We start from the raw sequence: 25,759 nt of genomic DNA, 5'->3' as shown, positions 1-25,759 counted from the left end.
CGCAGGCGGAAACGGGCGGTGGCTCATGCCCCGCCCGCCACCGCGCGCAGGCAATCGGCAAAGACGCTGCGCTCCACGCTGATCGGTGCGGCCCGCGCCACGCTGATCCCCACGGGGCCAGAAAGGAGCGGGCTGGCCAGATCCACCGCCACGAGACTGCCCGCCGCGAGTTCCACCGCCACCACCCCGCGCGAGATGAACCAGAGCGCGTCCGACAGCCCCACGATCCCCCGCCCCACCGGCAGCGAAACCGTCTCGATCCCCGCGCGCCGCTCCGGCAGGCCGATGCTCGCCAGATAGCGCTGAACCGTCTCCCAGATCACCGCGCCCGTCGGGGGCAGGATCAGTTCATGGGCGGCGATGGCCTGCTCGGGCCGGGCCTCGTTCAGGATCGGGTGGCCGGGGCGGCAGACGAGCACCACGTCCTCGATGTAGAGCTGCTGAAAGCTCACGCCCGCACCCGCCTCCCGCTCTGGCATCCGGCCCAGTACCAGATCCACCTCGCCATCGCGCAGCTGGTTGAACAGCAAGCCATTCGGCCCGGTCAGGATATGCAGCCGCACATGGGGCATCTCTTCCCGGAACGCGAGGGCGGCACGGGGCAGCAATTGCGACGAGGCCGTCGGCAAGGCCCCGATCGACAGCCGCCGGGACAGATCGCCCTCCTGCGCCAGCCGTTCCTGCCCGCGCATCAACTCCACCATCGCCGCCGAGGCATGGGCCTGAAACACCCGCCCCGCCTCGTTCAGCCGCAGCCCCCGACCTACGCGATCAAACAGCGGCGTGCCCAGCATCGCCTCCAACTCCTTCAGGCTGCGCGACACCGCCGGCTGGGTGATGTGCAGGGCTTCAGCGGCGCGCGACACGCTCTGCGCGCGGGCCACCTCCAGAAAACAGCGCACATGGCGCAGGCGCATATGGGAGTCGAGATTCATATCCGTATGATTATGAATTAACACAAAACTATCAATATTCATCTGCGATTTGCATGATTAGCCTTCTCCCACCGGCAGGCGCTATCCTGCTCGGGCCAGACTGGGACCAGACTGGGGCCGGACCAAAAGGGAGGAGGATCGGCGCGTGCATCACCCCGTTGTCATCATCGGCGGCGGCCCCTCGGGGCTTCTGCTCGCGCAGCTTCTGCACAAGCGCGGCATCGAGAGCCTCGTGCTGGAGCGCAAGACGAAGGCCCATGTGCTTGGCCGCATCCGCGCGGGCGTTCTGGAACAGGGGCTCGTGGCCTTGCTGGAAGAGGCAGGCTGCGCGGCACGCCTGCACCGCGAGGGCTTCGTGCATGATGGCACCTGCATCGCCTACGGGGATGAGATGTTCCGCCTCGATTTCACCGAACACACCGGCACGCCGGTGATCGTCTACGGCCAGACGGAAGTGACCCGCGATCTCTACGAGGCGCGCGAGGCGGCAGGCGGGCCTATTGCCTTTGAGGTGGAAGACGTGGTGATCCACGGCGCCGAGACCGACAGCCCCCATGTCACCTACACAAAGCACGGCGAAAGCCACCGCGTGAGCTGCGATTTCATCGCCGGATGCGACGGCTTCCACGGCGTGAGCCGCCAGACGATCCCGCTCTCCGTGCGGCGCGAGTATGAGAAGGTTTACCCCTTCGGCTGGCTCGGCGTGCTAAGCGAAACGCCCCCCGTTTATCCTGAACTGATCTACGCCAACTCCCCGCGCGGCTTTGCGCTTTGCTCCATGCGCAACGATCACCTGAGCCGCTACTACATCCAGTGCTCGCTCTCGGACGCCCCCGGCGACTGGAGCGATGCGGCCTTCTGGCAGGAGCTCAAGCGCCGCCTTCCGGCCGACATCGCCGGGCGGCTTGTTACCGGGCCCTCGATCGAGAAATCCATCGCGCCGCTGCGCTCCTTCGTCACCGAGCCGATGCGCTGGGGGCGGCTTTTCCTCTGTGGCGACGCCGCCCATATCGTGCCGCCCACCGGGGCCAAGGGGCTCAACACGGCGGCCAGCGATGTGCATTACCTCTACACCGGCCTGCGCGCCTTTTATGAAAGCGGCAGCGAGGCCGGGCTTGAGGCCTATTCCGAAAAGGCGCTCGCTCGTGTCTGGAAGGCAGAACGCTTCAGCTGGTGGTTTTCCAGCCTGCTGCACCGCTACCCCGATCAATCGGCCTTCGATCTGAAAATGCAGATCGCCGAGCTGGAGTTCCTGCGCGCCAACACCGCCGCCCAGCGGGCCATGGCCGAAAACTACGTGGGCCTGCCCTATTGAGCCGCGAAAGGATTTTGTGATGAGCAACAGCCGTTTTGACACAGGCATGGACGTGCGCCGGGAGGTGCTGGGCGAGGATCACGTCGCCCGCGCCGACGCCGCCAAAACGCCCTTCGACGCCCCCTTCCAGACACTGATCACCGAGGGCGCCTGGGGCACGCTCTGGGCCGATGACACCATCACCCGCCGCGAACGCTCCATGCTCACGCTGGCTCTGCTCGCCGCCACCGGCAATTTCGAGGAGATCCCGATGCACATCCGCGCCTGCGCCCGCACCGGGGCCAGCCCGGAGGACGTGATGCAGGCCTTCCTGCATGTGGCCGTCTACGCCGGGGTGCCCCGCGCCAACCACGCGATCAAACTGGCCAAGGAAACCTTCGCGGAACTGGAGGAAGGCGCATGAAAAATACCGGCGATTACTACCAGCGCGACCGCAGCCTCCAGCCCCCGGCCCTGACACCGGGCTACAAGACCTCCGTCGCCCGCTCCCCGCGCTACGCCTTGATTTCGCTGGAAAACACCGTCTCCGAGATCACCGGTCCGCGCTTTGGCCATAGCGACATCGACGCCGGCGACAATGACCTGCTCAGCAACTACGCCAAACCCGGCGAAAGCCCCATCGGCGAGCGCATCATCCTGCATGGCCGCGTACTGGATGAGAACGCAAAGCCCGTGCCCAACACGCTGATCGAGATCTGGCAGGCCAACGCGGGCGGGCGCTACCGCCACAAGAAGGACACCTACCTCGCGCCCATCGATCCGAATTTCGGCGGCTGCGGGCGCACGCTGACCGATGAGACCGGCCATTACGCCTTCCGCACCGTGAAACCCGGTGCCTACCCGTGGCGCAACATGGTCAACAACTGGCGGCCCGCGCATATCCATGTGTCCGTCTTCGGGTCGGGCTTCCTGCAGCGGCTGATCACGCAATGCTATTTCGAAGGCGATCCGCTGATCCCGATCTGCCCCATCGTGCAGACGATCCCCGATGCCCAAGCCATCGACCAGCTCACCGCAAAGCTCGATCTCAACGCCACCGTGCCGCTGGATTCCATCGCCTATAAGTTCGACATCATCCTGCGCGGCCGCCGCTCCACGATGTTTGAGAACCGCATGGAGGGCAACTGACATGGCGCAGAAGCTTGAGTACCTGAAGGAAACCGCCTCCCAAACGGCAGGGCCCTACGTCCACATCGGCCTTGCGCCGGGGGCGGCGGGGTTTGACATCTACCGCGAGGAACTCGGCCACGACATCACCGGGCCGAACGCAGAAGGCGAGCGCATCCGGGTGGAGGGCGTGGTGACCGACGGCATGGGCGCGCCGATCAAGGACGTGCTGCTGGAGGTCTGGCAGGCCAATGCCCAAGGCCATTACGCCCACCCCGAAGGCGGCGGCGCGGTGGAAGAGGGCTTTCGCGGCTGGGGCCGCGTGATCACCGATTTCGACACCGGAGTCTGGGCCTTTGAAACCGTGAAACCCGGCGCGAGCAAGGGCCGGGGCGGCGCGCTGCAGGCCCCGCATCTCAACCTCTGGCTGGTGGCGCGCGGCATCAACATCGGGCTCAACACGCGGATGTACTTCGCCGATGAAGCCACTGCCAATGCCGCCGATCCGGTGCTCACCCTCATCGAATGGGAACACCGCCGCGCCACGCTCATCGCCGCGCGCATTGATGGCGGCCCCCTGCCCGTCTACCGTTTCGACATCCGCCTGCAAGGCGAGGACGAAACCGTGTTCTTCGATATCTGAGGCCCGCAATGTCTGATCCCGCGAAAACACCCTGCATCATCTGCGTCGCCATCACCGGCTCCGTTGCCCAAAAATCCGACAACCCCGCCGTGCCGATCACCGTGCCCGAGCAGGTGGAGAGCGTGCACGAAAGCTTCGAGGCCGGGGCCGCGATCGCCCATTGCCACGTGCGCAACGACGATGGCAGCCCGTCCTCGGACCCGGAGAAATTCGCCGCCCTGAAGGAAGGGATCGAAGCCCATTGCCCTGGCATGATCGTTCAGCTCTCCACCGGCGGGCGCTCCGGCGCGGGGCAGGCGCGCGGCGGGATGCTGCCGCTGCGCCCCGACATGGCCTCGCTCTCGGTGGGATCCAACAACTTCCCCACCCGCGTCTATGAGAACCCGCCGGATCTTGTGTCATGGCTCGCGAGCGAGATGCGCACCTACGATGTGAAGCCCGAGATCGAGGCCTTCGATCTGAGCCACATCTTCCGCGCCCAGGAGATGGCGGAAGCCGGCGAACTGCTGGGCACGCCCTATGTGCAATTCGTCATGGGGGTGAAGAACGCCATGCCGGTGGATCGCGAAGTGTTTGATTTCTATATCAAAACTGTCCACCGCCTGTTTGGCACTGATGCCCCGTGGTGCGCCGCCGGGATCGGCCGCCACCAGATCACGCTCAACGAATGGGCCGTGGCGGCGGGCGGGCATGTCCGCACCGGGCTGGAGGACAACGTCCGGCTCGACAAAGCCACCCTCGCCCCCTCCAACGCCGCGCTGGTGAAACGCGCGGTGGAGGTCTGCGAGGCCCATGAGCGCCCCGTGGCGACCCCACAAGAGGCCCGCAGCATTCTAAGCCTGAGGGCCGCCTGAGATGCCCGCCTTTCTGGATACCGGCACCCGCGTGCTGCACTACGCCTTGAGCCCCGGCACAGACGCGGCGCGGCCCATCGTTTTCGCCAACTCGCTGGGCACCGACTTCCGCATCTGGGACGGCGTCTTGGCCCGCCTGCCGGACGGCACGCCCACCCTGCGGTATGACAAATCCGGCCACGGGCTTTCGCAGCTTGGCGCGGTGTCGATTGCCGATCACGCCGTGGATCTGGCCGCGCTGATGGATGCGCTGGGGCTACGGGACGCGCTAATCTGCGGCGTCTCCGTCGGCGGGCTGATCGCGCAGCAACTGGCCGCCACCCGCCCCGATCTGGTGACGGGCTTGCTGCTCTCCAACACCGGTTTCAAGATCGGCGACGATGCCACGTGGAACGCCCGCATCGCCACGCTGGACAAAGGCGGGCTTGGGCCCATGGCCGATGCCATACTCGAACGCTGGTTCTCGCCCGATTTCCACACCACGCGCGCGGCGGAACTGGAAGGCTACCGCGCCATGCTCACCCGCACGCCGCAAGCGGGCTACCGTGCCACCTGCGAAGCGATCCGCGACGTAGATCTCGGGGCCTCGACTGCACAGCTCACCTGCCCCGCGCTCTGCCTTGCAGGCGGCAGCGATCTTGCCACGCCGCCGGAGGTGGTGCAGGCCCTCGCCGCCCGCCTGCCCGGCGCGCAGTATCATTGCCTAAAAGGCATCGGCCACCTGCCCTGCATCGAAGCGCCAGAGGCCGTCGCCCGCCTGCTCACCGATCTTTCCGCCGGGCTGCCCTAGCCCGCGCGCACACCCCGCCGCCCTGCCCCGCGTAGAAGGCGCAGGCGGCCCAAACCGCAACCATCCAGGGAGGATAGGATGAACCTGAAACTCACGCTTTCCGCGCTCGCGCTGGCCAGCACCGCCTTCGCCGCTCAGGCGCAGGAGGTCACCCTGCGCGTGCATCATTTCATGTCGGCCAAGGCACCGCTGCACAGCCAGTTCCTTGTGCCCTTTGCCGAGCGCATCAAGGAGGCCTCCGACGGCCGCATCGAGGTGCAGGTGTTTGACAGCATGTCGCTGGGCGGTGGCCCGCCCGACCTGTTCGATCAGGCCTCCGACGGCGCGGTGGACGCGGTCCTCACGCTGCCGGGCTACACGCCGGGCCGCTTCAACCACACCGAGGTGTTCGAACTGCCCTTCATCATGGAAGACTCCGTGGCCACCTCCAAAGCCTTCTGGGATCTGGTGGAGAGCGATCTTCAGGACGGTGAATTTGCCGATGTGAAGGTGCTGGCGGCCTGGGTCCATGGCCCCGGCGTGATCCACACCGCCGAACCGGTTGAGACACTGGAAGATCTCGCCGGGAAGGATCTTCGCGGGCCGACGCGGCTTGTCACCGATCTGCTGGGCGAACTGGGCGCGAACCCGGTGGGCATGCCCCTGCCCGCGATCCCTGAAAACCTCTCCAAGGGCGTGATCAACGGCACGGTGATCCCGTGGGAGGTGACGCCTTCAATCCGGCTTGCCGAGCTTGTGACCAACCACACCGAGATCGGCGGCAGCAAGGCGCTCTACACCGCCGCCTTCGTGCTGGCGATGAATTGGGACAGCTACGAGGGCCTGCCCGATGATCTGCGCGCGATCCTTGACGCCGAGACCGGCAAGGCGCTGTCGGCCACCGCGGGCGAGGTGATGGTCGGGGCCGATGCCTTTGGGCGCAGCCTAGCCGAGAAGGCGGGCAACACGCTGATCACGCTGGACGAGGCCGAAGTCTCCCGCTGGATCGACGCCGCCGCCCCTGTCTGGACGCGTTTCGTGGAGCGCGCGGGCGGGGAAGGTATCGACGGCGATGCGCTGATCGAACAGGCCCAAGGCCTGATCGCCGCCAACCAGTGAACCGGCGGGGGCGCCTCTCGCGGCGCGCCTCCCCTGCTTTCGGATCCCCCCCATGTTTGACCGCCTTGAAACCGCGCTTACCCGATTTGCCGGAGGGCTTGCCGTGCTCGGCGGGCTTGGGCTGCTGTTTGCCACGCTGATCACCTGCCTCAGCATCCTGCTGAAACTCGCAGGCCGCCTGCTCGATCCGATCACCGGCCCGCTGGGCTGGACAGGGCCCATTCTGGGGGAGGAAGAACTGGTGACCTACGGCGTGGGCTTTGCGCTCTTTGCCGCCCTGCCCTGGGCCATGATCCGGCGCGGCCATATCCGCATCGACCTGTTTGAGCCGCGCTTCTCACCCGGTTTCAACCGCTGGCTGGATCTGCTCGCCGACCTCTCGCTTGCCGCCATCGCCTACCTGATCCTGACCCGCCAGTGGTTCCAGATCCTGCGCCCCGCGCGGCGCAGCGAGGAGACTTTGATGACCGAGGTTATGGCCGGGAACTGGGGCGTGATCGGCGAGCGCCTGCGTGATGCGCAGGAAAGCCAGATCCTCGGCATCAAGCTCTGGCCGACCTATATCGTCGCCGAAGCCTGCGTGGCCGCCTTCTTCGTGATCGCCTGCTTCTGCGTGCTACGCAGTGCGCGGGCGCTGATCCTCAAATCCGGGGCGGCGTGATCTATGGCCGCGTTCCTGACCTCGGTGATGACCGACTTCCAGATCGGGCTGGCGAGCTTCGGCGTGCTGCTCGTGCTGATCGCCTTCCGCATCCCGCTCGCCGCCGCCATGTTCGGCGTTGGGCTGATGGGCACCTACATCCTCGCCGGTGACATGCGGATGGTGGATAACCAATTGAAAACATTTACCTACGGCACGTTCACGAACTATTCCCTCTCGATCATCCCGCTGTTTCTGCTGATGAGCGAGTTCGCCACGCGCGGCGGCATGTCCACGGCCTTGTTCAGGGCGGCGGAAGCCTGGCTTGGGCACCGCAAGGGCGGCGTCGCGATGGCGGCCATCGGGGCGTCGGCGGGCTTTGGCGCGGTCTGCGGCTCCTCGCTGGCGACGGCCTCGGCCATGGGCAAGGTCGCCCTGCCCGAGCTGCGCCGCTGCGGCTATTCGGGCGCGCTGGCGACGGGTTCACTGGCGGCGGGCGGCACGCTCGGCATCCTGATTCCGCCCTCCATCGTGCTGGTCGTCTACGCGATCCTGGCGGAAGAAAACATCGAGAAGCTCTTCACCGCCGCGCTGGTGCCCGGCCTGCTGGCGATGTTTGGCTATATGCTCACAATCGCGATCTACACGCGGCTGGTGCCGGACTGGGGCAACACGATCCCCAAGCGCAGCCTTGCGGAGCGTTGCGCTGCCCTCGTGGACGTCTGGCCGGTGATGCTGATCTTTCTCGCCGTGATCGGCGGCATATACACCGGTGTCTTCTCCCCCACCGCCGCCGCCGCCGTGGGCGTGGCCGGCACCGCGCTTGTGGCCGTGGCCAACCGGGGGCTGGATTTGGCGGGGCTGCGCAACTCCCTGTTGGCCACCGCGCAGACCTCGGCGATGATCTTCTTCATCGTGCTGGCGGCAGGCTTTTACAATTCCTTCCTCTCCTCCGCCCTCGTGCCGCAGACGCTGGCAGGTTATTTCCTCACCTCGGGTCTGAGCCCCTGGACCATTCTGATCGGCATGCTGCTGCTCTATCTGGTGCTGGGAACGGTGATGGATTCGCTGGCGATGATCTTTCTCACCGTGCCGATTTTCATCCCGATCATCACGCAACTGGATTTCGGCATCCCGCCCGCCGAGGTGGGCATCTGGTTTGGCATCCTCGTGTTGATGAGTGCGGAGATCGGGCTGATCACGCCGCCCGTGGGCATGAACCTCTTCGTCATCAACGCCCTGTCGCGCGATGTGCGTATCGGCGAGACCTGCCGGGGTGCCCTGCCCTTCGTGCTGTCCGACATCCTGCGCATCGCGATTTTGGTGGGTTTCCCGCCGATCACCCTGGGGCTGGTGCGGCTGTTTTTTTGACGGAGCGGGGGCTCTGCCCCCGCACCCCCGAGGTATTTAAAGCGAGAGGAATGAAGGGGCGTCCCCGCGGGGACAGGGGGCAGAGGTGCGCCTTTGGAAAAATTTTTTATATTTTTCAATGCATTAGGTGAATTTCGGAAGCATCGGGGACGCTTCCGGGGGCGTTTGGTTTACTCGTCCAGCGCGGCAAGGAAGGCGGCGAGCGCTTTTTCGAGGCGGGCGCGATCGATGCTGGAATAGTCCCGCTCCGAGCGTAGCTCCAGCCGGCCCTTGGTGGCGCTGCAGCGCACTGTCCCCGCGGGGACGGAGAGGCGGAAGGTTGTTTTCACCTTCTCCGCCGCCCCCGCCCTTTCGCGGCTGGGCTTTGGCGCGGCCTCTTTCAGGAAGCCGCGCAGCACCTCCAGCTCGGCCTCCGCCGTGGTGGCCATCGCGGCGGCAAGCCGCGAACGCAGGCGGGCGGATTGGCCTGAGTCCGACACGAGCTTCTTCTCCAGATCGAGCCCCAGCGCGCGGGGGATTGCCTCGGGGAATTTCAGCCGTTCGCCGACCGCGCCGAGCAGCACCGCGAAGTGGCGGATATAGGCGCGCTTTTGACGCCCGGCGGAAGCGTAGAGCCGCGCTACGGCCTCCTCCACGCTGTCGCAATCGGTTCCGGGATCGGCGGCGTAATTGACCGCGAGCGCCGCCATCTCGGCGAAGGAGATATCGCGGCGCACGAGGTTCTCATCGACCATCCGGCGATAGAGCGCATCGAGCCCCTCCCCCTTCGGCAGCAAGCCGGCAGGGATTTTGGCATAGGCCGCATCGCCGGTCTCCTCGAAGAGTTCGCGGAAAGCTGAGAGCCGCCGGAAGCCCTGCACAAGTTCGTAGCCGCCTTCGACCTGCTCCACCCGGATCGGGTTCGAAAGCCCAATTGCGCGGATCGACTCCTTCAGCTCGTCAAGCTCCGGGTCGCGGCTGGCGCTGCGGTCCCGCGTCAGCTTCTCGCTGCGGATCTGATCAAGCGGCAGCGCATCGACGATCAGCCCTTGTTTCTTGAGCCGCACGTATTCCTCGGCAAGCGCGGTGTTTTCCTGCTGGATCGCCGCCTCGGCCTGTTGGCGCTGCCGTAGGGCTTCGGCGTTTTCGCTGATGGCGCTGGCCATCGGGCCGCGGCGCGCGGGCTTGGCCTCGGGCGCATCCGTCCCCGCGGGGACGGGCGTTTCGTCTTCCCCGGACGGGAAATCGATATCGAACATCCGGCGCTTGCTCATGCCTCATCCTCCAGGTTTTCCCAGGCCGCCAGCATATGGGTGCGGAACTCCTCGTAAGCCTGATCGAAGGAGGAGCGCGCCCGGCGCCAGGTTTCGCGCGTCATATCGCGGTAATCGGTTTCGTAGATCGAGGCGAGGAAGCGCCCGGATTGCTCGACGGCGCGGGTCATCTCGATCGGGTGGGTGGCCAGTCTTTCGCCAAAGACCTTCTCAAAGGCCGAACGCATCGCGCGGTGCAGATCATTCCCGGGCTCAAAACGGGTGAGCAGGAAGCGGATGTCCTGGAAGGCTTTCTCGGGGCTGCCTGTCCCCGCCGGGACGGGGCCGCTGAAGGCGGAGAGATCCTCGAGCGCCTCGGCGAGCTGGCCGATGAAGGAGGTAGTGGAATCATATTCCCAATAGCCGGGGCCGGAGGGAATATAGAGCACATCGGCGGCGAAGACGGCGTTCATCGACTGGTAGCCGATGGCCGGGGGGCAATCGAAGATCACCAGATCATAAGCGTCGGCGGGCAGGTGATCGAGGTAGCGGCGCACGGCGGCGAAGAAGGACCACTCTGGGTTCAGGTGCCGGTATTGCGCGGAGGCAAACTCCACGAAGGCGGCATTGGCGCAGGAGGGAATGAGATCGATCGTGGGCCAGTTCGTCGGCTTGATGAAATCGGCGTCGCGCAGATCGGAGAGGCCCATGCCGGTGATCGAAGCGGGCAGGCGGCGCTGGGGCAGGGCGGTGCCGCTTTCAGCCCCGCGCGCAGCGGAGTTCATCCGTTCGGTTTCCTGCACCAGATCGCGCGCCATGATGCCCCAGACGGTGTATTCCTCGGCCACATCGGTGAGGCCCATGGAGTGGGAGAGCGTTGCCTGCGGGTCGAAATCCACGCAGAGCACGCGGTAGCCATCCAGCGCCGCGGCATGGGCGAAATGCAGCGCCACGGTGGATTTGCCTGCACCGCCCTTGAAGTTGGCGATGGCGGCGCGGATGGCGCGCTTGCCGGTGGGGCGGGGCGGCATCAGCGATTTGCGGGAGACCTTCAGGCGGCGGCGGATCTCGTTGATCTCTTCAAGGCTGTACCAGCGCTGGCGGCCGTCTTCTTCCACATAGCCCTGCGGCAGGGTGGGGTCGGCGGCGAGCCGGCCGCGCAAGGTGGATTGGTTGACCTTGAAGATCAGCTCCGCCACCTCCCAACTGGAGAAGCGGCGCAGGGTTTTCTCGCGCTCGGGCGAATAGGTCTGCTGCCGGATGAACCCCTGCATGCGCAAGGATTGCGCCTGCAGCTTGCTCAGGTCCTCATGGGTGAACATCGTGCCTCCTGTCCCCGCGGGGACGTTGATTATCATTGCTTTCGGATTTACGCTGAAAACGGAAAATTTGCAAAAGTAAAAATCGTAGATTACGCTGTTTTCGGAAAGAGCGTTGAGAGGGCGCGGTATCAGGCCCGCACCAAGCGGGATTGGCGCTGAGGCCCGCAGAACACAAGCGCCTCCGATTCGGAAGCGATCTGGGGCCAGACGGGGAAAGAGGCCCGTTTCGAGGCCAGGCGGGGCGCATATTGGGGGGGACACTTTGGGCGCGCGCCGAGATGTTGAGGGGACATTTCCGCGCGATAGGGTGTCAGATGTAATGTCCCCCAATACCATAAATACCTTTCTTTAGATTTTTGAATGGGATTTGAGCGAGGGGCCGCTCCGTGCTTCCCCTTGACAGAATCGCAAAACACAACGCTAATCATCCACAACAACGAAAGAGCGCTGAGAAATCGCAAAAGCGGGCTGGGGCGGAAGAGGCCCTGCACAGAAGCGCTCACAGAGGCAGTCAAACCATCGCCTTCATCAGAAAGGCGGCGCGCAGCGGCAAGGGGCGGGCAATGCGGCTTGTAAAGCCAGTGGGGCAGAAGGCCCCCGCGATCAAATACGATGTGCTCACCGCCATCGGCGCTTTCGCGATGTCTCAGCCGCGCACGCAGCAGGTTCTGGCCTTGCGCTTTCTCACCCTTCTGACGGCCCGCTACAATTGGCAGCGCGATGAGTTGGCCGTGGGGCAGCGGGAAATAGCGCGGCTCTGGTCGGTGGATGAGCGCACGGTGAAACGGGAGATGGCGCGGCTGCGGGGGCTGGGCTGGCTCGTGGTGAAGCGGCCCGGCGCGCGCGGGCGAGTGACGCAATACGGGCTGGATCTGGCGTGCCTGTTGAAACAGACGCAACCGGCCTGGGCGGCGGTGGGGCCGGATTTCGAGCAGCGGATGGGGCAGGGGGCTGAGGCACCTGCGCCGGACGGACAAGCGGCATCGGGTGCGAAGATCGTGGCGTTGGGCGCGCAGAAGGCGGCGCCACTGCCCGTGTCCGATGGCAGCGAATGGGCGCTGGCGGCGGGAGTGTTGCGGGCGGAGGATCCGGCGGCCTATGGCAACTGGCTCGCGCCGCTCACGCGGCAGGGGGTGCAGGGCCGCAGACTGGTGCTGCGCGCGCCGAGCCGGTTTCATGCCCATTACGTCGCCACGCATCTGCACGGGCTTTGCTTGAAGGCGGTGCGCAGCGTGACCGATGACATCGACGATGTGGTGATCGAGGCCTGAAGCAGTGCGCAAAACGCGCTGAAAACAGGGGGTTTTGCGATTTCCCTTGGTAATGTGCAAAACCTGCGTATTTTGCACATATGATTTCTCAACCCTCTGGCTCCCCTGACACCTCTGAAGACCCGTCAGACATGGCGGAAGAGGACCTTTGGTTCCTGCCGGGCCCTTTGGAGGCGGAGGAGGATGTCTTGCCGCCGGGGCCACGGGCGGAGCCTCGGGATGAGTCCGTTGTCGGCGATTGGCAGGCGGCAGAGGCGCAGAGTGCCGCGCGGCTTGCGAGCGTGGCCGCACGCCTTGGGGCACTGGATGACAGGCTTCTGCGCGGGCCGCAGGGGTGGCGGCATCGGCTGGCGCTGATCGAGGCGGCGGAGTTGAGTTGGTTCACCGGCGATCGGGTGAGTGCGGACCGGCTGGCGCTCTGGATCGCGTTGCGTCTGTCGGGCGCGCAGGATGACCCGGAGGCGCTGGCGCGTGTGGGCTGGGCGGTGCGGCGGCTCACTGGCGGGCCGGGGCCGCTGGACGGGCTTGCGGAGTTTCTGGATCGGCGCGACCCGGCGGCGGTTGGCCTGCAGGCCGACAGGTTTGAGGATCGCGCCTTTGGCTGGGCCCATGTGATGGGCGCGGCGCAGGCCTTGCATCCGATCACGCGCGCCTGCATGGGGTTTCACCTCTGGAGCCTCGCGGGCCTTGGGCAGAGCGGCGACCGGATCGAGGCGGCGGTGACAGCGGCGCGCATCGCGGCAGGCGACGGGCGCGGCGCGGTGTTTGCGCCGCTGGCCCTTGGCGGGGCAGGGGGGCTGCGGGCAGGCGGTCCGCCCGAGGCGCGGCTTGGGGTCTGGCTTGCCGGGATGGAGACCGCCTGCCTTGCCGCGATGCGCCACCTTGATGAGATCGAAAGCTGGCATGCGCAGGCGGAGGCCGCGATGGCGCGGCTTTCGGGGCGCACGCCGCCGGCCTTGCGGGCGGTGCTGGCCGACTGGCCGCTTGTCTCCGCACCCATGGCCGAAGCGCTCACCGGGGCCAGCCGCGCCGCCGTTCAGCGCAACCTGATTTGGATGGAAGCGCGCGGGCTGATCCGGGAGGTCACCGGGCAGGGGCGCTACCGGATGTGGAGCGCAGCGCCCTAAGGCCGGGGCAGGGCGCGCGGCCCAATGCGCGCCGAATGGGCCATACGTGACAATTGGACAGAGCCGAATTGGCTAGGCAGAGTGGAAGGCGCTGCCACAGCCGTTTTCAGGGCTCTCGTCCCGGCAGCCCCATGAAACAAGTAGTTGCAGGGCCTTTTCGATGACCGATTCCCAAACCGATTCCAATGCAGACCGCCCCCATTTCCACCCGAAGGGCAAAGCCCCCTCCGCCCACACCCGCGCGGTGCTGGAGGCCGCGGCACAGGCGCTGCCCTTCCACGATAGGCAGGATTTCGAGGAATGCGCGCGCGGGCTGATCGCGCAGATGCCGTCGAAAGTGATCAAAGCCGAGGCCGGCAATGACGCCTGGGACATGGGCAAGTTTGATTTCATCGATGAGGCGGAAGGCTACCCCAGCATCCACCCCTCGCTCATGCGGCAGGCCAAGCTCAATCAGGATTACGGCCTCTACGAGGTGATCCCCGGCATCTACCAGATCCGCGGCTTCGATCTTTCGCAGATGACCTTCGTGCGCGGCAAGACGGGGTGGATCGTGTTCGACGTGCTGATCTCCAAGGAAACCGCCGCCGCCGGGCTGGCGCTGTTCCGCGAGCATGTCGGGGGCGATCTGCCGATCTCGGCGGTCGTCTACTCGCACAATCACGTCGATCACTGGGGCGGCATCCGGGGCGTGGTGGAGGAGGCCGACGTGCGCGCGGGTAAGGTGGAGATCATCGCGCCCGATGGCTTCATGGAGAACACCGTGGCCGAGAATGTTTACGCCGGGAACGCGATGAACCGGCGGGCATTCTATCAATACGGCATCCTGCTGCCCGTTGATCCCTACGGCTTCGTTACGCAAGGCCTCGGGCAGGGCACCTCGCGCGGGGCGGTGACGCTGATCCCGCCGACGCGGCTGGTGAAGGAGGCCTACGAGACCTTCGAGGTCGACGGGATCGAGATGGTGTTCCAGAACACGCCCGACACCGAGGCGCCTTCGGAGATGAACACCTATATCCCCTCCATGAAGGCGCTGTGGATGGCGGAGAACGTCACCCACTGCCTGCACAACCTCTACACCCTGCGCGGCGCGCCGGTGCGCGATGCGCTGAACTGGTCCAAATACATCGCTGAGGCGCTCTACCGTTTCGGCGGCGAGGCCGAGGTGATGTTTGCCGCCCACCACTGGCCGCGCTGGGGCAATGCGCGGATTCAGGAGGTGATGCGCGCCCAGCGGGACATTTACGCCAATATGCACAACCAGGTGCTGCACCACGCCAACAACGGGGTGACGATCAACCAGATCCACAACGTCTACCAAGTGCCGGACGCGTTGCAGAAACACTGGCACGTGCGCGGCTATCACGGCTCGCCCGAGCACAACGCGCGCGGCGTGATCCAGCGCTATCTTGGCTATTGGGATTGCAACCCGGCCACGCTGATCCCGCCCTCGCCGGAGGACTCGGCGCCGCTCTACGTGCGGATGATGGGTGGGGCGGATGCGATCATTGCGGAAGGGCAAAAGCTGTATGACGCGGGCGAATACAAGCTCGCGGTGGAGATCCTCAACAAGCTCGCGCTGGCGGAACCGGGCAATCAGACCGGGCGCGATCTGCTGGCCGACGCGATGGAGCAGATCGGCTACCAGCAGGAAAACCCCGGCCTGCGCAACAGCTTCCTTGCCGGGGCTTTCGAGCTGCGGTCCGGCGTGCCCTCCGGTGCGATCCCGAAAACCAACAGCGCTGACGTGATGCGGGCGATGTCCACCGAGCTGTTCCTGAATTTCCTCGGCATCCGGCTCGTGAGCGAAAAGGCCGCCGGGCAGCGGTTCATCATGAACCTGCGCACGCCGGACAATGGCGAGGAATTCCTCGTGGAGCTTGAGAACGCGACGCTGACCAACATCAAAGGGTTTCAGGCCCCCGAGGCGGATCTGACGCTGACGATCAACCGCAGCGCGTTGGATGAAACGCTGATGGGCGTGAAGCCTCTGGAGGCGCATCTGGCCGAGGGCACGGCCACGGCGGAGGGCGATCCCTCGATCCTGATGAAGCTGGCGGCAATGCTCGTGGATTTCACCCCGACCTTCGAGATCTTCCCCGGCACCCGTGCGCCGGAAGAGGGCGCGGCGGCGCACGATCCCTTCGACGGGGCCGAGATGAAAGAGGTGGTGCCGGAGTAGCGCGGTGAACTGGCCGGACGGGCTGCGCCTGAAGCGCGAAAACCTCGCCTCCGATCTGGTGGCGGGGGCGACCTTCGCCATCGTCAACGTCCCGCAGGGCATGGCCAATGCGGTGCTGGCCTCGGTGAACCCGGTGGCCGGGCTCTACGCGCTGATGGTGGCGATGCCGGTGGGGGCGGTCTTCACCTCTTCGATCTACATGAACGTCTCCACCACGGGCGCGCTTTCGGTGGCGGCGGGCGAGGCGCTCTATGGTTTTGCCGAGGCCGACAAGATCGGCGCACTGGTGACGCTTGTGCTGCTCGTCGGCGCGTTTCAGCTGGTGTTCGGCCTGTTGCGGCTCGGCAAGCTGATCCGCTTTGTCTCCAATGCGGTAATGACGGGGTTCATCTCGGGCATCGCCTTCCTGATCATGTTCGGCTCGGTCTCCGACATCACCGGCTACAGCAGCACGCAGCCCAACCACATCCTGCGGCTTGCGGATACGATGCTGCGCTGGCGGCTGATCGATTTGCAGACGGTGTTGGTGGGGCTCTCGACGGTGGGGCTGATCCTGGCCTTCCAGCGCACCGCGCTGCGCCGGTTCGCGTTGATCCTTGCCCTTGCGGTGGCGACGCTGCTCGCAATGGGGCTCGTGGCGCTGATGGGGGGGCAGACGGCGGTTCTGGTGCGCGACATCGCGGTGATCCCGCGCAGCCTGCCGCTGCCGATCCTGCCCGATCTGGCGAGCCTTGGCACGCTGGCGCTTCCGGCTTTCGCCATCGCGGTGATCGGCCTCATTCAGGGCGCGGGCGTGGGGCAGAGCTACCCGAACCCGGATGGCCGCTTCCCCGACACCTCGCGCGATTTCGTGGGGCAGGGCGCGGCGAACCTTGCCGCCGGGGCCTTCGGGGCCATTCCCTGCGGCGGCTCGATGTCGGGAACGGCGGTGAACTATCAGGCCGGGGCGAAATCGCGCTGGTCCAACATCTTTGCTGGGGTGTTCGTGATCCTGATCGTGCTGCTGCTGGTGGATCTGGTGAAGATCGTGCCGATGGCGGCGCTTGGCGGGCTGCTCTTGGTGGTCGGCTATCAGAACCTGCAGCCCGAGGCGATCCGCACCGTCTGGGCCACCGGGCTGACGGCGCGCGCGGCCATGGCGGTGACTTTTGCCGCGACGCTCTTCCTGCCGCTGCAATTCGCGATCCTGATCGGGGTGGCGCTCTCGTTCCTGCTGCAGATCCTGCACATGTCCAATCGCGTCGAGGTGCGGGAGTTCGAGCTGGTGGAAAACGGCTTTCCCATCGAGCGCCCGGTGCGCCCGGATCTGGGGCCGGGCGAGGTGCGGGTGCTCCGGGCGCGCGGCTCGCTCTTCTTCGCTTCCGCACAGGGGCTGGAGGCGCAGCTGCCCAAGGTGGCGGGGGCCGCGCAGAGCACGCTGATCTTCATCTTGCGCGATGTGGATGATCTGGGCAGCACCGTGATCCGCCTGCTCACGCGCTATGCCAAGAGCCTGCGCGCGGCCGGGGGGACACTGGTGCTGACCGGCGTCAACGAGGAGCTGTACGGCCAGCTGGAACGCACAGGGCTGCTGGAGGCGATCGGGGCCGCGCATGTGTATCGGGAAAGCCCGGAACTGGGCGCGGCGCTCAATCAGGCGATCGCCGAGGCGCAGGCGCGGCTGCCCCACGGCACGGAGGCTTAGAGCGATGCCGCAAGCCGTGGTGATCTTCACCGGGATCGTTGTTTTCGCGCAGATGCTCGACGTGGGCCTGCGCTATGCGCCGGGCAGCCTGCGCGGGCTGCTGGCGGAACCCGCCCTTCTGCTGCGGGCGCTCTGCTCGGTTTTGGTCGTCGTGCCGCTGGTGGTGGCAGCGCTGATCTGGCTCCTGCCCCTGCCGCCCGAGGTGGCGATGGGGCTTGCGCTGCTGGCCGCCGCCCCCGGCGCGCCGCTCACCACGCGGCGCAGCGAGGCCGCCGGAGCTGATCGCGCCTTCACTTCCGCCCTGCAACTGGTGTTGGCTGCGGGGGCTGCACTGAGCTTTCCGCTGGTGCTCTGGCTGATGGACGGGCTGCTGGAGCTCGCGCCGGGGCCGTTTTCGCCCGCCAAGGTGGCGGGGCAGGTTGCGATGGTGACCTTCCTGCCGCTGGCGCTTGGTTGGGGGATCGCCCGTGTCACGCCGTCCGGGCTGAAGAGCTATACCGCGCATCTCTCGACGGTGGCGCGGTTGCTGTTTTTTGCCTTCCTGCTGGCGGTTGTGCTGGCGGTGGCGCTGATGGCGGAGCTGCGGCAGCAATTGCTGATCGGTGCAGCAGGCTGGGCGGCGGTGATCCTCATGGCCGGGGGCGCGCTTGCAGCGGGGCATTTGCTGGGCGGGCCGCAGGTGGCACGGCGTGCGGGGCTGGCGATTGCCAGCGTGGCCCGCAACCTTGGGCTTTCGCTCTATCTGGCGGAAAGCAGCCCTGAAACCCTCGTGGCGGTGCCGACGATCCTCACCTATGCGCTGCTCGCCATCCTGCTGGCGATGCCCTACTCCCGCTGGGTGCGGGCGCGCGTTTAGTGCAGGCTCAGCAGCACCTCAATGTCGCGCTTGGTGAGCCGCTTGAGCAGCACACGCTCCTCGGCATAGAGCTTGGCTTCGCCGTCGATGAAGGCTTCCATCTCCTCCGCGATTACGCTCGTGGGCTGGTAATAAAGATCCGGCCGGAGCGTGCTGAGCTCGCCCACCAGCCGTTGCAGAAGCTTCTTCTGCTTTTCCGCGTCGAGGTCTGAACGTTTGTCTTGCAGCATTGCCGGGCCCGCCTGTCGCCTTAGGTTTTCGATATGTTCAATGATAGCGCCCCGGATGGGCTGGTCTAGGGAGAGGAACGGAAGGGATGCGCAGCTTGGCGGAGGCGTTCGGGTTTTCAAAAGGCGTGCCGGGGGGCAGCGGGCCCTATGCGAAAGGGTTCGCCGAGGCGGTGCTGGCGCTGGACAAGGATCCTTTCCTTTCTGTGGTGGACCGCGATCTGCGGCTGATCTCGGTGTTTGACGATCTGAAATACGACCGCGCCGATATGGACATGATGTCGGGCCCGATGCGGCGCCGGGTGGTGCAGAAGCTCGCGCCGATGGGGTTTCGCCAGATCTCCGGTACGGTTCTGGAAAACCAGGTCGACAATATCCGCCTGTATATGCCGAAGTTCCGTGCGCTGGGGGAATCGCCCTTTGATGCCACCCGCTACACCGAGCGCCGGGAGCAGGATTGGTTCGTGCTTACGCCCACGCAGACGGCCTGCCAGCTGATCGATCATTATCCGCACATGGAGGCGGTGGAGCGCATCAAAGAGTTGGTGGTGAAGCATCCGATCAACCTCTACCGGCTGATGGACTACCTTGAGCGCAAACCGGCGCATGAGGCGTTTCACAACGCCATCGGCCATTTGAAATACGTGCAGCGCATGGCGGTGGAAGCCGAGCCTTTGCGCAGCCGCCGCGCGTTGCGCTGAAAGCTGAAGGCGGCCAGACTGTGCCAATCGTCGCATTTGCCCAAGGGGCGCGGCGATAGGCTTTTTTTAAGATCGATTTTGTCGGGTCAGCGGGAAGCGCGGCCCGAAAACCGTTTACCTGCCAAAGAGGATGAGTGCCCCATGACCACCCGCCGCGGATTTCTTGCTTCCCTGCCGACCACCGGCGCAGCCTTTGCCCTTGGCGGTGCGCTGTTTGAGGAGGCCTCGGCCCAGACCGCGGAAGCCGCCGCGCCGCTTGAGGGGCATTTCCACCCGCGCGGCAAGGCGCCGTCTTCCCACACCATCGAGGCGATCCGGGCCTCCGCCGATGGGCTGCCGTTTCAGGACACCCGTGATCTGGAAGAGCAGGCGCGCGGGCTGATCGCGCGGCGCAGCGATCCGCGCATCATGGCGGATGCGGGCAACGTGGCCTTCGACATGTCGGATTATGATTTCCTCAACACCGGTGAGGCGTTTGACAGCATCCACCCCTCGATGACCCGGATCGCACGGCTCAACAACAACTTCGGCCTCTACGAGGTGATCCCCGGCATCTATCAGGTCCGGGGGTTCGATCTGTCGGACATGACCTTCGTGCGCGGCAAGACGGGTTGGATCGTCTTTGACCCGCTCACCATGACGGAAACCGCCCGCGCGGCCTGGGATCTGTTGCAGGAACATGTGGGCGAAGGGCTGCAGCTGAAGGCGGTGATCTATTCGCACACCCATGGCGATCACTGGGGCGGCGTGCGAGGCATCGTGAGCGAAGAAGACATGCGCGAAGGGCGGGTGGAGATCATCGCGCCGCAGGATTTCATGCAGTTCACCATGTCGGAAAACGTCTTTGCCGGGAACGCGATGAACCGGCGGCTGTTCTACCAATACGGCCTGCTGCTGCCCGTGAGCCCCCATGGCTTCGTGACGCAGGGGCTGGGGCACCGGATCCCGAACGGCCGCACCGGGCTTGTCGCGCCGACGCGGTTTGTTTCCGAGCCGATCGAGGAGTTCGAGGTCGACGGGGTGCGGATGATCTTCCAGAACACGCCCAACACCGAAGCCCCGCGCGAGATGAACACCTACCTGCCGGACATGAAGGCGCTGTGGATGGCGGAAAACGTGACGGCGACGCTGCACAACATCTACACTCTGCGCGGCGCGGCGGTGCGCGATCCGCTGAACTGGTCGAAATACATCAACGAAACGCTCTACCTGTTTGGCGATGAGGCGGAGGTGATGTTTGCCTCCCACCATTGGCCGCGCTGGGGCAATGAGCGGGTGAAGGAAGTGCTGCGCGATCAGCGCGACCTCTACGCCAACATGAACAACCAGGTGCTGCACTTTGCCAACCAGGGCGTGACGATCAACCAGATCCACAATGTCTATGAGATGCCCGCGAGCCTGCAGCAGAAGTGGCATTGCCGGGGCTACCACGGCTCCCCCGAGCACAACGCGCGCGGCGTTATCCAGCGCTACCTTGGCTTCTGGGACTGCAACCCGACGACGCTGATCCCGAAATCGCCGGCGGACTCCGCGCCGCTCTACGTCGAGATGATGGGCGGGGCCGGGGCAATCCTTGCGCGTGCGGCCGAGCTGCACGAGGCGGGCGAGTATCTGCTGGCGACCGAAATCCTCGACAAGCTGGTGCTATCGGACCCTGCCAACCGCGACGCCAAGGAGGCGCTGGCGGATGCGTTTGAGCAGCTGGGCTACCAGCAGGAGAACCCCGGCCTGCGCAACAGTTTCCTCGCCGCCGCTTACGAGCTGCGGGATGGCATCCCGCAGGGCGAGGCCGCCAGCAGCGCCAGCCCCGATGTGATCCGGGCGATGTCCACCGAGCTGTTCCTGAACTTCCTCGCGATCCGCATGGATGGCCGCCGCGCTGAAGGCATGGCGCTGAAGATGAACCTCTCGACGCCGGACAATGGCGAGCAATTCGTGGTGGAACTGTCCAACGCGACGCTGACCACGATTGCGGGCTACCAGGTGGAGGATGCGGATCTGAGCCTGACGCTGAACCGCGCCGATCTGGAGCTGGTGATGGCCGGGCAGGCGGCGTTTGAGGATCTGCTGGCCGATGGCCGCGCAGTGGCCGAGGGCGATGTGGGCGTGCTGGTGCAGTTGGCGGGGCTGATGGTCGATTTCGATCCGCGCTTCCCGATCATGCCGGGCACCGGGCCGGAGGTCGAGATCCCCGGAACCGAGCCCTTCAAGGGCGCGATTGGCGCGGTGATCCCGGAATAAAGGCGCTGGACCAACTATAAGGAACGAGTGGAGGAAGACATGGGACGACGGTCAACGAAACTGCGGGCACTGGGGCTCATCGGCTGTGTGGCGCTTGCGGCGGGCTGTTCCAACAACCGCGACAGGAGCGCCTTCGTCGGCGCAGTGGGCGGTGCGGCTCTAGGCAACGCGATTTCCGGGGGCAGCGCAGCGGCGACGGCCGTGGGCGGGGCCACCGGGGCGCTGATCGGCGCGGACGGGGCGACCCGCGGCAACCAGGCTGGCCGCGCCACGCCGCGCCCGCAGCCGCAGCCCGCGCAGGACGAGGAGGCGTAGGGGCCATGAGGATATTGAGGGCCATCGGCGCGTTCTGCGCGGCAGCGGTCTCTGTGCTTGGTTTTGGCAGCGCGGCGCTGGCGCAGAGCGAGGGGGAGGATCTGGCGAAGCAGCTGGCCAACCCTGTCGCCGCGCTGATCAGCATTCCGCTGCAGTTCAACTACGAAGAAGGGATCGGCCCGACAGGCAGTGGCTCCCGCGCGATCCTCAACATCCAGCCGGTGATCCCGTTTTCGCTGGGCGAGGATTGGAACCTGATCTCGCGCACGATCGTGCCCGTGGTGCGAGTGGATGACATCATTCCGGGCAGTGGCTCCACCACCGGGCTTGGGGACATCGTGCAGAGCTTCTTCTTCTCCCCGTCCCGCCCCACGGCGGGTGGGCTGATCTGGGGCGTCGGCCCGGTGTTTCTGATCCCGACGGCCACCGATGATCTGACGGGCACCGGCAAATGGGGCGCAGGGCCCACGGGCGTGGTGCTCTGGCAGCGTGGGCCATGGACGTACGGCGGGCTGGCCAATCACATCTGGTCTTTCGCAGGGGACTCAAGCCGCAACGATGTGAACCAGAGCTTCGTGCAGCCCTTCGTCTCCTACACCACGCAGGACGCCTGGACGTTCACGGCCACGACGGAATCGACCTACAATTGGGAAACCGACGAATGGGCCGTGCCGCTCAACGTGACGGCCTCGAAGCTCGTACGTGTGGGCAAGCTTCCGGTGAGCTTTTTCGGCGGCGCGCGCTACTGGGTGGAATCGCCGACAAACGGGCCGGATGGCTGGGGCCTGCGCTTAGGCGCGACGGTGCTGCTGCCGCGTTAGCGACGATCTGGCACTGGCCAAAGGGCGGATGACGGCTACACTTACAACTGCGCATAATGCGCAGCCGTTGTTGTGAGCTTTTTTCCGTGACCAAGATTTCGCGCGGCCATCCGGCCGTTTTGCAACATCCGAACGTGCTGTCCCGCAAGGGCTGGCTTGCCGAGCAACCCGAGGATTTCCGCGCGCGCATGCTGGCACTGGCCCATTGGCGCAACTATCCGGCCGGGTCGGATCTGTATCAGGTGGGAGATGAGGTCAACGCTGTCTTCGGGCTGGAGCAGGGGCTGGCCGATGTGTCGATTCCCATCTCCAGCGACGAGATGGTGAACATTCACCGGGCGCAGCCGGGCTTCTGGATCGGGGATTCCGCGCTGATCGCCCAGACGGAACGGGGCATTTCCTTTCTGGCCCATACGGATTGCCTGTGCCTCGTGATCCCGGCGCGCAGGCTGTCGCGCCATCTGGACGAGAACCCGCGCGATCTGGTGCATTTCTTCAAGCTCAACCACGCCAATGTCATGCTTTCGCTGCAGGTGCTTTCGGAAACCATCGCCCTGCCGCCGCGCGCCCGTTTCGCGCGGATGCTGCTGCGGCTGCGCGATGAAGCCGGGGTTGTTCACGCGACGCAGGCCGAGCTGGGCGCGATGGCGGGCATGAGCCGCGCCGCCTTCCGACGCGCCTTTCTGGGCCTGAGCGAAACCAATATCGTGCGCACCGAATACGGCGCGGTGCGCATCCTTGATCTGGACGCTTTGCAGGCGGAAGCCGAGCGCCTCTAGCCGACAGGAATGGGGCGCTTGCAGCACGCCTGCGCGCCCCGTGCTGCGGATTCCCGCAAGTTGCCTGCGGGCATAGCTGTTCCCGCCTTCGCACCCCCGCCCTATGCAGGATCCATGCCCTCACGGCGGGAGGTTCGACGTGCTGACCTGCACCGGATGGCCCCGGGGCGGCGGCGCGGGATGTAGAGGTTAATGTGACGCAGAAAACAGGATATGCTCCGCTCAGGACACCGGGTGAGGGGTTTTCTGCATCTATGCCAAACGCTGAAGAGGCTCTGGAGTGCTACCTGTCGATCGCGCAGGCCATTGCTGGCAAAACGGACTACGAACTGGTGCTGGAAGTCTTTGCCAGCCGCCTGCGGGCGCTGATCGCCCATGACCATCTGGACATCGTGCTGCTGCATCCCTCGGGCACGCAGATCTGCTACGAGGCGCGGATGCATACCTCGTGGAGCCACACGCAGAACCCCGCCAAACCAACCGCCGAAAGCCCAATCCGCGACGTGCTGCTGGGCCACACGCCCTACATCCTGACGGGTGACGCCTGGACAGATGACCGGCTGCATTTCGAAGGCTCTGACAGCAAGCCGCTGTTTGACGCCAATCTACACAGCCGCATCGTCGTGCCCCTGCGTGTGCAGGGCGCGCTGATCGGATCGCTTGCGATTTCCAGCCATCGGATCGATTTCTATAACGCGGAACTGGTGGGGCTCGCGCAAGGCGCGGCAGATCTGGTGGCGGCCTATCTGTTCGCGCTGGAACGCGGCAAGGAGGCCAAGGAGGCCGCGATGGCGGAGCTTGAGGCCAATGGGCGGGAGGCGGCCCTGCGGCTGGGCGCGTTGCGACTGACCGAGGGCATGGAGCGCGAACGGCAACGCCTTGGCATGGATCTGCACGATCAAACGCTGGCCGATCTGGCCCGGATCCGGCGAAGGCTGTCGCGCATCGACGGCGGCTCGGCGGCGGCCCAGAAGGAGATAGACCTTCTGCAGGAAGAACTGGATCACTGCCTCGACGAGGTGCGTGGGATCGTCGAGAACATGAAGCCGGGCGTGTTGCAGATGTTTGGCTTCGCGGAGGCAGTCGAGGCGCATCTGCTGCGCTGTCAGAAGCACATGCGCCGCAGCATCGAAATGACGGTGCAGGACGCATCCGACGGCCAGATGGATGTGCTGCAGGATACGGTGCGCACGGCGATGTATCGCATCGTGCAGGAAGCGGTGAACAACGCGCTGAAACACGCCGATTGCGATTGCATCGATGTGCTGATTGCCCAGCATGGCGACAGGATGGTGGTGCAGATCGATGACAGCGGCACCGGGATCGCGGAAGCCGATCTTCTGTCCAATCGCGGCATCAGCAATATCAAGACGCGGGCCGATCTGATATCGGCGACCGTGCGCTTTGAGCGGCTGCCCGCACCGAAGGGCACGCGTGTAGAAATCAGCGTTCCGATGTCGGCGGGCGACGGGCTGCCGGTGTGATTCTGAAGGCTGAAACGGAAAGGCCAGGGATGCGTCTGTTGATTGCAGAGGACGACAAGCTGCACCGCGACTTCCTTGAGAAGGTCGCGCGCAACACGCTTGCGGAGCTGGAGGCGCTGACATTGGCGGAGGATGGCGAGAAGGCGATCGCCGCCTTTGACGCCGGCGCTTATGATTCCGTGGTGCTGGATCTGCAGATGCCGCGCGCCACCGGTGTTGAGGTGGCCAAGACGATCTGGGCCAAGAAGCCCGATACCAAGATCCTCTTCTGGTCGAACTACACCGAGGAGGCCTATATCCGGGGCATCACCAAGATCGTGCCCAGTGCGGCTGTCTATGGCTACGTGCTGAAATCCGCCCCGGCAGAACAGCTGAAGCTGGCGCTGCAGGGGGTGTTCATCGCCGAGCAATGCGTGATCGACCGCGAGGTCCGCGTGGTGCAGCAGCGCGCGGGCGACAGGCTTCAGGGCCTGAGCGAGCTTGAATATGAAGCTCTGGTGGATCTCTGCCTTGGCCTGACGGACAAGGCGATGGCGGCGCGGCGCAATGTGTCCTTACGGGGCGCGCAGAGCCGCTTGCAGCACCTCTACCAGAAGCTGGGGCTGGACAAGGGCGATATCCCCTCTGGCGAGTGGGGGCCGACCTATAATTCCCGCACGCGGGCGATCTCGCTTGCCTTTGCGCGGGGGATCCTGAACGCCGATGCCCTGCGCAAGGAAGAGGAAAACCTGCGCGTCTGGATCGGCCGCCATCAGGGCTGAAAG

General features: G+C 65.5%; 25 protein-coding genes. 21 read left to right on the top strand and 4 right to left on the bottom strand.

All coding sequences use genetic code 11. The features are described from left to right. Nucleotides 1-23: 23 nt before the first annotated feature. A complete protein-coding gene (locus tag KVX96_RS18800) occupies nt 24-935 on the bottom strand; it encodes a LysR substrate-binding domain-containing protein (protein ID WP_261196381.1) in 912 nt (303 codons plus the stop codon). A 145-nt stretch (nt 936-1,080) separates the two neighbouring features. On the opposite strand from KVX96_RS18800, the gene pobA reads away from it, so the two are divergent. From pobA to KVX96_RS18755, 9 genes are all read left to right on the top strand, one after another. Continuing rightward, nucleotides 1,081-2,250 (top strand): 4-hydroxybenzoate 3-monooxygenase, encoded by a 1,170-nt coding sequence (gene pobA, locus KVX96_RS18795; protein WP_261196379.1) that lies wholly within the window; start codon nt 1,081-1,083, stop codon nt 2,248-2,250. A gap of 19 nt (nt 2,251-2,269) precedes the next feature. Further along, nucleotides 2,270-2,653 (top strand): 4-carboxymuconolactone decarboxylase, encoded by a 384-nt coding sequence (pcaC, locus tag KVX96_RS18790; RefSeq protein WP_261196377.1) that lies wholly within the window; start codon nt 2,270-2,272, stop codon nt 2,651-2,653. After that, a complete protein-coding gene (gene pcaH / locus KVX96_RS18785; RefSeq protein ID WP_261196375.1) occupies nt 2,650-3,378 on the top strand; it encodes a protocatechuate 3,4-dioxygenase subunit beta in 729 nt (242 codons plus the stop codon). The genes pcaC and pcaH overlap by 4 nt, the downstream gene beginning before the upstream one ends. A 1-nt stretch (nt 3,379) precedes the next feature. Further along, a complete protein-coding gene (gene pcaG / locus KVX96_RS18780; RefSeq protein ID WP_261196374.1) occupies nt 3,380-4,000 on the top strand; it encodes a protocatechuate 3,4-dioxygenase subunit alpha in 621 nt (206 codons plus the stop codon). An 8-nt stretch (nt 4,001-4,008) separates the two neighbouring features. After that, nucleotides 4,009-4,854 carry a 3-keto-5-aminohexanoate cleavage protein gene (locus KVX96_RS18775; RefSeq protein ID WP_261196373.1) on the top strand — a complete coding sequence of 282 codons (846 nt, stop codon included), beginning with the start codon at nt 4,009-4,011 and terminating at the stop codon, nt 4,852-4,854. Between the two features lies 1 nt (nt 4,855). After that, nucleotides 4,856-5,644 (top strand): 3-oxoadipate enol-lactonase, encoded by a 789-nt coding sequence (pcaD, locus tag KVX96_RS18770; protein WP_261196372.1) that lies wholly within the window; start codon nt 4,856-4,858, stop codon nt 5,642-5,644. Nucleotides 5,645-5,722: 78 nt separating this feature from the next. Continuing rightward, nucleotides 5,723-6,742 (top strand): TRAP transporter substrate-binding protein, encoded by a 1,020-nt coding sequence (locus KVX96_RS18765; RefSeq protein ID WP_261196371.1) that lies wholly within the window; start codon nt 5,723-5,725, stop codon nt 6,740-6,742. Between the two features lie 52 nt (nt 6,743-6,794). Next, complete coding sequence (locus tag KVX96_RS18760) at nt 6,795-7,403, top strand: TRAP transporter small permease (RefSeq protein WP_261196370.1); 609 nt, start codon at nt 6,795-6,797, stop codon at nt 7,401-7,403. Nucleotides 7,404-7,430: 27 nt separating this feature from the next. Further along, on the top strand, nt 7,431-8,753 hold the full coding sequence (locus KVX96_RS18755; RefSeq protein ID WP_261196470.1) for a TRAP transporter large permease: 1,323 nt from the start codon (nt 7,431-7,433) through the stop codon (nt 8,751-8,753). A gap of 170 nt (nt 8,754-8,923) precedes the next feature. Here the strand turns inward: KVX96_RS18755 and KVX96_RS18750 are convergent, their stop codons facing one another. Beyond that, nucleotides 8,924-10,006 (bottom strand): ParB/RepB/Spo0J family partition protein, encoded by a 1,083-nt coding sequence (locus tag KVX96_RS18750; protein ID WP_261196369.1) that lies wholly within the window; start codon nt 10,004-10,006, stop codon nt 8,924-8,926. Beyond that, nucleotides 10,003-11,307 (bottom strand): AAA family ATPase, encoded by a 1,305-nt coding sequence (locus tag KVX96_RS18745; RefSeq protein ID WP_261196368.1) that lies wholly within the window; start codon nt 11,305-11,307, stop codon nt 10,003-10,005. Before KVX96_RS18745 ends, KVX96_RS18750 begins: the two co-directional genes overlap by 4 nt. Before the next feature lie 563 nt (nt 11,308-11,870). Between KVX96_RS18745 and KVX96_RS18740 the strand changes: the two genes are divergently transcribed. The 5 genes from KVX96_RS18740 to KVX96_RS18720 all read left to right on the top strand — a co-directional run bounded on the left by KVX96_RS18740 (nt 11,871) and on the right by KVX96_RS18720 (nt 18,427). Continuing rightward, nucleotides 11,871-12,578, top strand: a complete 708-nt coding sequence (locus KVX96_RS18740; RefSeq protein WP_261196367.1) for a hypothetical protein — start codon at nt 11,871-11,873, stop codon at nt 12,576-12,578. 80 nt (nt 12,579-12,658) lie between these two features. Further along, nucleotides 12,659-13,705 carry a hypothetical protein gene (locus tag KVX96_RS18735; RefSeq protein ID WP_409977141.1) on the top strand — a complete coding sequence of 349 codons (1,047 nt, stop codon included), beginning with the start codon at nt 12,659-12,661 and terminating at the stop codon, nt 13,703-13,705. A 160-nt stretch (nt 13,706-13,865) separates the two neighbouring features. Then, nucleotides 13,866-15,887 (top strand): alkyl/aryl-sulfatase, encoded by a 2,022-nt coding sequence (locus KVX96_RS18730; RefSeq protein WP_261196365.1) that lies wholly within the window; start codon nt 13,866-13,868, stop codon nt 15,885-15,887. A 4-nt stretch (nt 15,888-15,891) separates the two neighbouring features. Continuing rightward, the gene (locus tag KVX96_RS18725) at nt 15,892-17,571 is read left to right on the top strand and encodes a SulP family inorganic anion transporter (protein ID WP_261196363.1); all 1,680 of its coding nucleotides are present in this window, start codon (nt 15,892-15,894) and stop codon (nt 17,569-17,571) included. A gap of 4 nt (nt 17,572-17,575) precedes the next feature. Beyond that, nucleotides 17,576-18,427: a hypothetical protein gene (locus KVX96_RS18720; protein WP_261196360.1), complete on the top strand. Its 852-nt coding sequence runs from the start codon at nt 17,576-17,578 to the stop codon at nt 18,425-18,427. On the opposite strand, the gene KVX96_RS18715 is transcribed toward KVX96_RS18720, so the two are convergent. Beyond that, nucleotides 18,424-18,657: a hypothetical protein gene (locus KVX96_RS18715; protein ID WP_261196359.1), complete on the bottom strand. Its 234-nt coding sequence runs from the start codon at nt 18,655-18,657 to the stop codon at nt 18,424-18,426. The two genes, KVX96_RS18720 and KVX96_RS18715, sit on opposite strands and share 4 nt — an antisense overlap. Nucleotides 18,658-18,743: 86 nt before the next feature. On the opposite strand from KVX96_RS18715, the gene KVX96_RS18710 reads away from it, so the two are divergent. From KVX96_RS18710 to KVX96_RS18680, 7 genes are all read left to right on the top strand, one after another. Next, a complete protein-coding gene (locus KVX96_RS18710) occupies nt 18,744-19,355 on the top strand; it encodes a hypothetical protein (RefSeq protein ID WP_261196358.1) in 612 nt (203 codons plus the stop codon). Nucleotides 19,356-19,496: 141 nt separating this feature from the next. After that, the gene (locus KVX96_RS18705; RefSeq protein WP_261196357.1) at nt 19,497-21,596 is read left to right on the top strand and encodes an alkyl/aryl-sulfatase; all 2,100 of its coding nucleotides are present in this window, start codon (nt 19,497-19,499) and stop codon (nt 21,594-21,596) included. A 39-nt stretch (nt 21,597-21,635) separates the two neighbouring features. Next, a complete protein-coding gene (locus KVX96_RS18700) occupies nt 21,636-21,911 on the top strand; it encodes a hypothetical protein (RefSeq protein WP_261196356.1) in 276 nt (91 codons plus the stop codon). A 5-nt stretch (nt 21,912-21,916) separates the two neighbouring features. Next, nucleotides 21,917-22,732: a transporter gene (locus KVX96_RS18695; protein WP_261196355.1), complete on the top strand. Its 816-nt coding sequence runs from the start codon at nt 21,917-21,919 to the stop codon at nt 22,730-22,732. Nucleotides 22,733-22,818: 86 nt separating this feature from the next. Then, nucleotides 22,819-23,511: a Crp/Fnr family transcriptional regulator gene (locus KVX96_RS18690; protein WP_261196354.1), complete on the top strand. Its 693-nt coding sequence runs from the start codon at nt 22,819-22,821 to the stop codon at nt 23,509-23,511. A gap of 254 nt (nt 23,512-23,765) precedes the next feature. Beyond that, a complete protein-coding gene (locus KVX96_RS18685; RefSeq protein ID WP_261196353.1) occupies nt 23,766-24,995 on the top strand; it encodes a GAF domain-containing sensor histidine kinase in 1,230 nt (409 codons plus the stop codon). A gap of 29 nt (nt 24,996-25,024) precedes the next feature. Continuing rightward, nucleotides 25,025-25,756 (top strand): response regulator transcription factor, encoded by a 732-nt coding sequence (locus KVX96_RS18680; RefSeq protein ID WP_261196352.1) that lies wholly within the window; start codon nt 25,025-25,027, stop codon nt 25,754-25,756. Nucleotides 25,757-25,759 lie beyond the last annotated feature (3 nt).

Source organism: Pseudoruegeria sp. SHC-113 (genome assembly GCF_025376885.1).
Classification (GTDB): domain Bacteria; phylum Pseudomonadota; class Alphaproteobacteria; order Rhodobacterales; family Rhodobacteraceae; genus Pseudoruegeria.
This window is presented reverse-complemented; position numbering and strand designations above follow the sequence as displayed.